At 42.1% G+C, this 7466-nt stretch carries 7 protein-coding genes; 3 read left to right on the forward strand and 4 right to left on the reverse strand.

The features are described 5' to 3' along the window. Positions 1-137: 137 nt before the first annotated feature. Together AC1XUF_RS31340 and AC1XUF_RS31345 are read right to left on the reverse strand one after the other, a co-directional pair. Positions 138-1067: a hypothetical protein gene (locus AC1XUF_RS31340; RefSeq protein ID WP_483345828.1), complete on the reverse strand. Its 930-nt coding sequence runs from the start codon at positions 1065-1067 to the stop codon at positions 138-140. Positions 1068-1097: 30 nt separating this feature from the next. After that, complete coding sequence (locus tag AC1XUF_RS31345) at positions 1098-1424, reverse strand: nuclear transport factor 2 family protein (protein WP_483345829.1); 327 nt, start codon at positions 1422-1424, stop codon at positions 1098-1100. A 302-nt stretch (positions 1425-1726) separates the two neighbouring features. On the opposite strand from AC1XUF_RS31345, the gene AC1XUF_RS31350 reads away from it, so the two are divergent. Next, positions 1727-2086, forward strand: coding sequence for a winged helix-turn-helix transcriptional regulator (locus AC1XUF_RS31350; protein ID WP_483345830.1), 360 nt, complete (start codon positions 1727-1729; stop codon positions 2084-2086). Between the two features lie 309 nt (positions 2087-2395). Here the strand turns inward: AC1XUF_RS31350 and AC1XUF_RS31355 are convergent, their stop codons facing one another. Next, a complete protein-coding gene (locus tag AC1XUF_RS31355) occupies positions 2396-2533 on the reverse strand; it encodes a winged helix-turn-helix transcriptional regulator (RefSeq protein ID WP_483345835.1) in 138 nt (45 codons plus the stop codon). A 705-nt stretch (positions 2534-3238) separates the two neighbouring features. Here AC1XUF_RS31355 and AC1XUF_RS31360 point away from each other — a divergent pair. Continuing rightward, positions 3239-5215 (forward strand): DUF4365 domain-containing protein, encoded by a 1977-nt coding sequence (locus AC1XUF_RS31360; RefSeq protein WP_483345831.1) that lies wholly within the window; start codon positions 3239-3241, stop codon positions 5213-5215. A gap of 501 nt (positions 5216-5716) precedes the next feature. Then, entirely contained in the window at positions 5717-7081 is a 1365-nt protein-coding gene (locus AC1XUF_RS31365; RefSeq protein WP_483345832.1) for a hypothetical protein, read from the forward strand. A 145-nt stretch (positions 7082-7226) separates the two neighbouring features. Here AC1XUF_RS31365 and AC1XUF_RS31370 read toward each other — a convergent pair. Beyond that, positions 7227-7466, reverse strand: a 240-nt coding sequence (locus AC1XUF_RS31370) for a tyrosine-type recombinase/integrase (protein WP_483345833.1), incomplete at its 5' end; no start/stop codon positions are given.

Raw genomic sequence — 7466 nt, forward strand, 5'->3', positions numbered from 1 at the left:
CCGATGCGGTTTGCGAAATCCCGAAGTCCGTTAGCCGATTCCCGTTCTATTTTGACAAGACAAAGGTGGCAGGCTGATCGGCGCAGGAGAATGGATCACGGGCCATGCACCTTGTACATTTTTCCCGGAAGGCAAAATCAGGGCTTGTAAAAAGTCGAAAGTTGATCCAATCGCTCCCTGACCAGTACATTTTGCATAGGTTCAAACCGGCTTACTTCCAGATCGTTTTTCGTAACTACAATATAAAATGGTTGATTCAACTTTGTCGTGAGATGAAAAATGGTTGCAAGCTCAGCGATGTCCTCGGACCATGCTGCCATTGCATATAAAGAAGGAAATGGCGTTTTCGAAAGTTTGGTATAAGTATCCGGTGCCAGGGAGATGGAAACCGGTTTGCCACTCCGAAAGCGCGTTTGTTCCAGCAGGGAATCTATATATCGATCGGCAGGCCTATTCATCAGTCGCCAAATGTCTTTTGTAAAAGGCGTGGATTCCACAATTGCATTTGCATCGTCGGGGTGCGGGGTGATGCCTGTTACTAAGTCGACAATGTGCGTGGCCTCGTGCAGAAGCACATAAACGATCGCGTCTAACCTGCCGCCTTCCACGCGTACTTTATAACTGGAATCAGCTACCGGCGAGAAGCAGGAATTTTCTTTCCAGGTCGCCCATTCCGAAATATTCTCATCCAATAAGCTGGCGCGAAACGTAATGTTAAACATTTTAATGCCGCCGACAGGATCCATCGGCGACGTTAATGCCGTATTCGGCATGTTGTCCATAAAGCTGATGCTAAGCAAATGTTGTTTCAAAATTCGCCGGTGCAGTGGCGGCAACTGGGTGAAAGCATTGCTTACTTTTTCTTGTTCAGCTGTATTCAGCGTGCGGTTTACTGGCCTCATTCCAGCTTCGCGGAACATGTTGAACACGCTTTCAGGCGCAATTTTGATCCGTTGAACAGGTTCCTTTTCGCTTAAAAACCTGGCTTTTTGTGCCGAAGATCGTGTTGATAGAAACAGCATTGTCAAAGCTGCAACCGTCCATGTCAACCGCCATTTTCTAATCATGTTTTTTAATTGCAAAATTAAAATGTGGCATTAACCAGTAATTTTCAAAGAGCTGATTAATGCATTCTCGAAACCAAGATGATAATGCATAACCACCGGACTGCCCGGAAAGGTGCCGGTCACTTCCACCGTAAGTTTTCCTTTCGAACCTGTTTGATCAAAATCCAAAGGTTTTAACTGCATATGATACTTTGCAGTTGCCTCTTGTATCCAATGCTTAATTTCCTCTCTACCCGCATAGGACGATCCTTCATCGGAGACGGTTGCGCGCGCTGTAAAGTAATTTGCGAATGCCGTGCTGTCCGATTCGTTTTGCGCCTTGATAAGGCCTGCTATGTTTTCAGGAAGTTTCATCATCGTGAATGTTTATGTTAATTAAAAAATGGTTTTTTGTATGGAAATGAAATTGTAAATGCTTGCTTAAATCGTAGGAATTGTGCCACCGTCCATCACTTATTCGGTACCGGTTAGCTACGCCTCCCGGGGTAAAACCAGGAAGCCCGCGAGCTCGTTTTCAAACTTAAATTCCATCACGTTCTACGTTTGTTTAGGACAAATTTCGGGCGTATGCTTCCTACTGACAAGTACGGACTTACGATTCAGATAGGGATAAATTTATCCCCATTGAACCGCCAAATGCATATGTTTATCTTTGCGATATGTACGAAAGAAAGACAATGCCCGACCTAAATTGCGGGCTCGACCTGATTGGTGAAGTGCTTTATGGCAAATGGAAAATGCGGCTTTTGTGGTTTATCAACGAAGGTTTTCAACGCCCCAGCGAGCTGCAACGTAAAATTCCGGGAGCGTCCCGCCGGGTCTTGAACGTGCAATTAAAAGAGCTTGAAAGTCACGAGTTGGTTGGGAAGGTGATCTACCCCGTTGTCCCGCCCAAAGTCGAGTATTTCCTCACCGAATTCGGAAAGTCACTCATTCCTGTCATCGGTGCCATCGGCCAGTGGGGCGACGAGCATGATCAGCGTTTGCGGAAGCTGATTGAAAAGAACATCCAGTCTTAGCAACCGCATTTTCCCGACAAGCCCATTTCAGAATTCCTGCATTTCTGCAACAAAGCGACGAAATCGTTTATTGCTCGTATGAGTGAAGCAAAGCCAACCGTTGGTCGTTAATGCCCCGATCGTCTGTTCCATTCCTTTCCGCGAGCGCTTTATTGACCATACATGACTTTCAGTTTCAGTGGTCGGGAATCAGTTTTACATCTGACCCTGCAAGTTGGTCATAATGCGCCGGGATGTGGGGTGTTTGGAATACTTGGCAACCGGGAACCGAGTCCAATGGTTAATCAAGTGCTTCTGTTCGGTTCGGGATCATAGTCTTAATAAATGGGTAATTTCAGTCCCCCAATCGTTCATTTGCCTTAAAATGGGCATCAATGTTTCTCCGCGCTCGATAAGGCGATATTCGACCTTAGGTGGTAGCTCATGATCAATGTTCTTTGCAATCACTTCGGTTTCTTCCAGTTCCTTCAACTGCGGATTTAAAACCCGCTTGGCCGACGGTAGTATGGCAAAACATTGATATCGAAGAAACCCTGGTCAAAATCGCCTCTGTCAGACATGCCCATTCGGTAACCTAATCTAGTAAGCAAAACAGGTTACCGACTGCCTTGATCTGGATTGAATCAGAATGATGTGCTTATCTTCAAAAACAGTGAAAAAATAACCATTTTAAACAAGAAAAGCGCCCTTTGAGGCGCTTTTGGTGATCCCGCTGGGATCATAGTTTTCTGAGTAACAAATTGTATATCAATTTTTTACGCCCTGTCAAATCTTGAACTCACCGTGACACTCACCAAATTGTTGTGGCTGGTTTGCAATTATGTCAAAGATATGAAAATTTGTAAAAATTCTTCCGCTAGTGACCTCGGAGCGGTTACGTGGCCAGATTCAATAAGCTTATATCCTTTGTCTAACTGACAGGACAACCTGAGATGCAGCAAATCCTACTAGCCCAATAGAGTTAAGCCGGACTCAGGGTATGAAAGTATACGACAAGGTAAAAATCATTGATAACATTCACTAGCGAGCCAAGGCTTTTGTACAGCTAAATGCAAATGTCTTCATATCTGGGTTGCCTATAAAGACGAGGCAACTTACAATCCAGAGAAGTACCTTTGTCTCTATAAGTTTCCCCTTGAACCTTTCTGGAGAATGAACAAACCCCAAAGGCATCCGAATCATATACTTTCAACAACCTCCAGGAAATTTTTGGAGAAGTGCCTCCCTGATGAATGGATCTTTAATATTCCTGACCATGACTACGGACTTGACTATCACGTTGAAATTGTTCAAGATGGGCAAGTCACAGGTCTGAATTTTTCGATCCAATTGAAAAGTACTGCAAGAAGTTCAGACTCTGAAGCTACAAAAGCTACTCTCAAAACGAGCACATTACGATATTTTTCTGTTAGACTTGAACCTATTATGGTTGTACAGTACGAGGCAGATAGTAAAGATGCTTATTGGACATGGGTAGACAGTACTGCGATTGATCTCACTCGATCTAGTAAAACCTACACTTTTTCGATTGAGAAATCAAGAAAACTGTCTGAAATAAATTGGGGTGAAATTGCGAGTCATGTACAAATGACTTTCAACCGTAAATCAATGATTGCCGATTTCGACATATCACAACTTCATGCTGATTTCGAAATCGCCGCTTGGAATGCTTATTACAAGCATGATTTTAGTCAAGCGATATACCTATTTGAGGAGCTCAAGAAAAGAATGCAGCTGACCCGGCAGGCAAGACAGGCATTGATTTGGAGTCTTTACAGTTCATACAGGTACTACGATGCGTTGAATCAGATAAATACTCTTTTGCTGGATTGGCAATCACCAAATCTCTATCAAGTCAAGGCCTGTATACTTGCAGAGCTCGGCTTCTCAGAAGGAGACAAAGGCAGGGTAATGATAGCTAAGAACTTGTTTTTTAAGTATTTAGAGCAAGATTCGCCACCCGAAATGTTTTACAACTATGCTAATACCTTAAATGGTTTAGGTCAACATAATGATGCTATCGATAACTTCAAAATCAGCTTATCGAGAAATCCTAACCATGCTGAATGTTGGAAAAATCTGGGAAGTGCATACCACTCTATCGGCGACTACGTAGAGGAATTAAACTGCTACGATAAAGCGTTATCGTTAAATCCGCGATTACCGGAAGCCCTGTTATCAAAGGGGATCACTCTTGCACGAATTTTGCACAAATACGAAGCGGCCATTGAATCATTTGAAATGGTGATGAGCTCAGAAAGCGCCCTTCAAAAAAATATGGTAGATGGGCTTTTCTGGATGGCACTGTCATATGAAAAGGTCAATCGTTTGGATACAGCTCTCTTTTGGATTGATAGGGGGCTGGAATTTGACAGCCGGAATCGGTACCTCTTACATTTAAAATTTGACTTGCTTACAAAAAATTACAAACTAAATGATCGGTTCAAACCGGTCACGGAAGAGTTTCTGCGTAATTGCATAGACATTGACAGAGATCCAAAATGTATAAGAGCTCTTATTGAGCTTCAAAATCTAAACCTGGACGAAGCTTTACTATTGCTACACCAGCATTCTAGTACTTTTCGGAATATCACCAGAAAAGATTTGGAGAACGTGTTATTCTCGCTCGATGACGTATTGAGTTCTCTGCATTATTGCGAGTCTTATCTGGATCTCAGAAAGGAATATTCGCTGAATCGTTATATTGACCATATTGTCTCCCCATATTTCTCGATTGAAGCAATATTTTGGGATGTGCTTGACATAATATTTTGCCTTGCATTTAATAGAGCACTGGAAAGCTTTGAAGAAACGAATAATGATCTGCAATTGGGCATCACAGTATTCAATGTGATTTGTGAACGCATGCCGAGAATAATCACGGTACTAATGCCATTTAGGGATTGTTCGAATGACGAGGTTGCAGAAATATCTGCAACTATCTTCAGTGGATTGACAACAATTGCATATCGAGAGATTGGGGTTCAATCAGGTCACTTATCAAAAGTCCTAAATCTAAGAAAAGTCGATCCCTCTGAATTTTTTTCCGATTTTGGAATTGAGTCTCTAGAAGAAGAGATTTTAGAGGGATTAGCAGCTGAGCTGGAGGCGAGCTTGGGAGGTAAATAAAATGTCAAAAAGCAACTTGATACTGAATTACTGACCAAAATAGTCAGCAATCTCATTTTCTCTTGCAATCCGACCAACACCTAGGGGATTTCAGAGTGAAGGTGTAACGCTAGGCTTCCATAATACTCCGGCAATCACTCTTTCAAAACTCGCATAATAGTTCCGTTATCGATTCTGAAATCTCTTGATAGCAATGATTCTTTTCTGATTGCCTTGGAGTTTTTGCCATCTATATAGGAATATTTATAAAACTCTCCCGCCAGCGACTCCGGAGCGTTTGGGCGGGCCAGATTAGTTTGTAAGACAAACTGACATCTGGCCGATTGCGGTTAAGAGGCAATCGGTCAATTATAAAACCGACCCATCCTGTACAGTTCAATATTTGAAAATTACAAGTAAGTTCCCCCAGAAGACATTTCGCTAACATCACCTTTTCTTTAATGGCTTGAAGGCAGTTAAAAAATTTAGTTAATTACTTGTGAATAATTACTCTCCAATACGATGATTAAAGGATATAACGAGTCAGAGAAATACCTAGCAAAAATTTGTGAGAAAACCTTCCTATCACTCTATAGCTATCCGAATGTGTTTCGGGGTCGAGTCCCGGCCAGTGAACTCTGTGACCTTTTAGTGGTAGTGGGTGACGATATAATAATTTTTTCAGACAAGCACTGCATTTACGGGAATCATGAAAGGCCAGAAGTCAACTGGTCAAGATGGGTTCGAAGCGCAATTTTTGACTCAAAGAAACAACTTCGCGGCGCTGAGAGCGCCATTAGAAATTTTCCAAATGAGGTTTTTCTTGATCCAAGAAAAACCAGAAAATTTCCTATTCCGATAGACATAACAAGTGCTACTCGGTTTCATTTAGTACTAATTGCTCATGGGACCAGAGAATCTTGTATAAAACATTTTGGGAGTGGGTCGGGAAGTTTGATATTAAATACTATCATAAAATCGCAGAACGATCACATTTTGCCGTTTCACATCGGGGACATTTCTGACGGTAAGACATTCATTCACATATTCGACGACGCATCCTTCGAGTTGATTCTAACTACTCTTGATACTGTAACTGACTTCGTGACATATTTGACAAGGCGGGAGCGATTTCTCACTTCTGGATTAGTGATCACTGTAACCGGCGAGGAGGAATTGTTAGCATACTACCTTAAAACATATAACTCGGACGGTGAGCACGATTTTATTTATCCAGAGGCTAGTGATTTTGGAGGTATTTTGTTTGAAGAGGGTATCTGGAACGGCTTACAGGAAAGTGAATTATTCCACAGGAAGTTAGAAGCAGATAAAGTAAGCCTTTTCTGGGACAATCTAATTGAGAGATTTATCAGGCATGCTGTAAATGGTACCCAGGACTATGTTAGTAGTGGCGGTTTTTATGACGCGGAAATGGCGATAAGATTTCTAGCCAAAGAAACGCGATTTGCCCGAAGAAACTTGTCAGAAGCATTTATAGAAGTATTGTCCGGTCCGTTAAAGAGAAAGTACAAACGGGTTCGGGTAATGCCTTTGCAACCGTCGGGTATAATTTATGTTTTTGGCGCGTTCCCCCATCATAATCCCAAAGAAGAAACCTTGCGGGAATATCGCGATTTCCGTAGGTTAATGCTAGAATCGTATTGCTTCGTTACCAGATTACTTTACCCGGATTCTAAGTTTGTGATCGCGATAGGAATGGAGGGTGGGCTAGATACTTCGAAGCAATCAGAAGATCTTGTTTGTTTTGATTGCAGTAATTGGGATTCAAATTTACAAAGGCACGCAACAGAATTACATTTGGTACACGGTTATCTTAAAAACACAACACAATCTGAGCGTTATTTTAGTGAATATCCTAGAAATTAGGTAATCATTAATTTATGAGCAAAGTGATATTCGCCCACGTCTTTCTCCAAAGTATCTAACAGACTAACGCTCCCATAATGTCCCATGAGACGGGAGCTTTAAACATTTGATAAATTAAGAAATTTAAGCTAGACAATTATTTTTTTCACCTTCTCTGTCGCGATCCCCTCTCACAAATAGGAGGGGTCGCGAGAGAGAAGGTGCAGCGATAACCTTCCGTACCAGACCTTTTGGAGAGCCACCCTTTCAAAGCCTGCATATCCTCGCTAACCTTTGTGTCCAGGATCTTTGCATAAATCTGAGTTGTCCGAATATTTGTATGCCCAAGCATTTTGGAAACACTCTCAATCGGCACGCCATTTTGCAAGGTAATAGTCGTCGCAAA

The organism is Dyadobacter sp. HNCC25DJ185 (genome assembly GCF_056895195.1).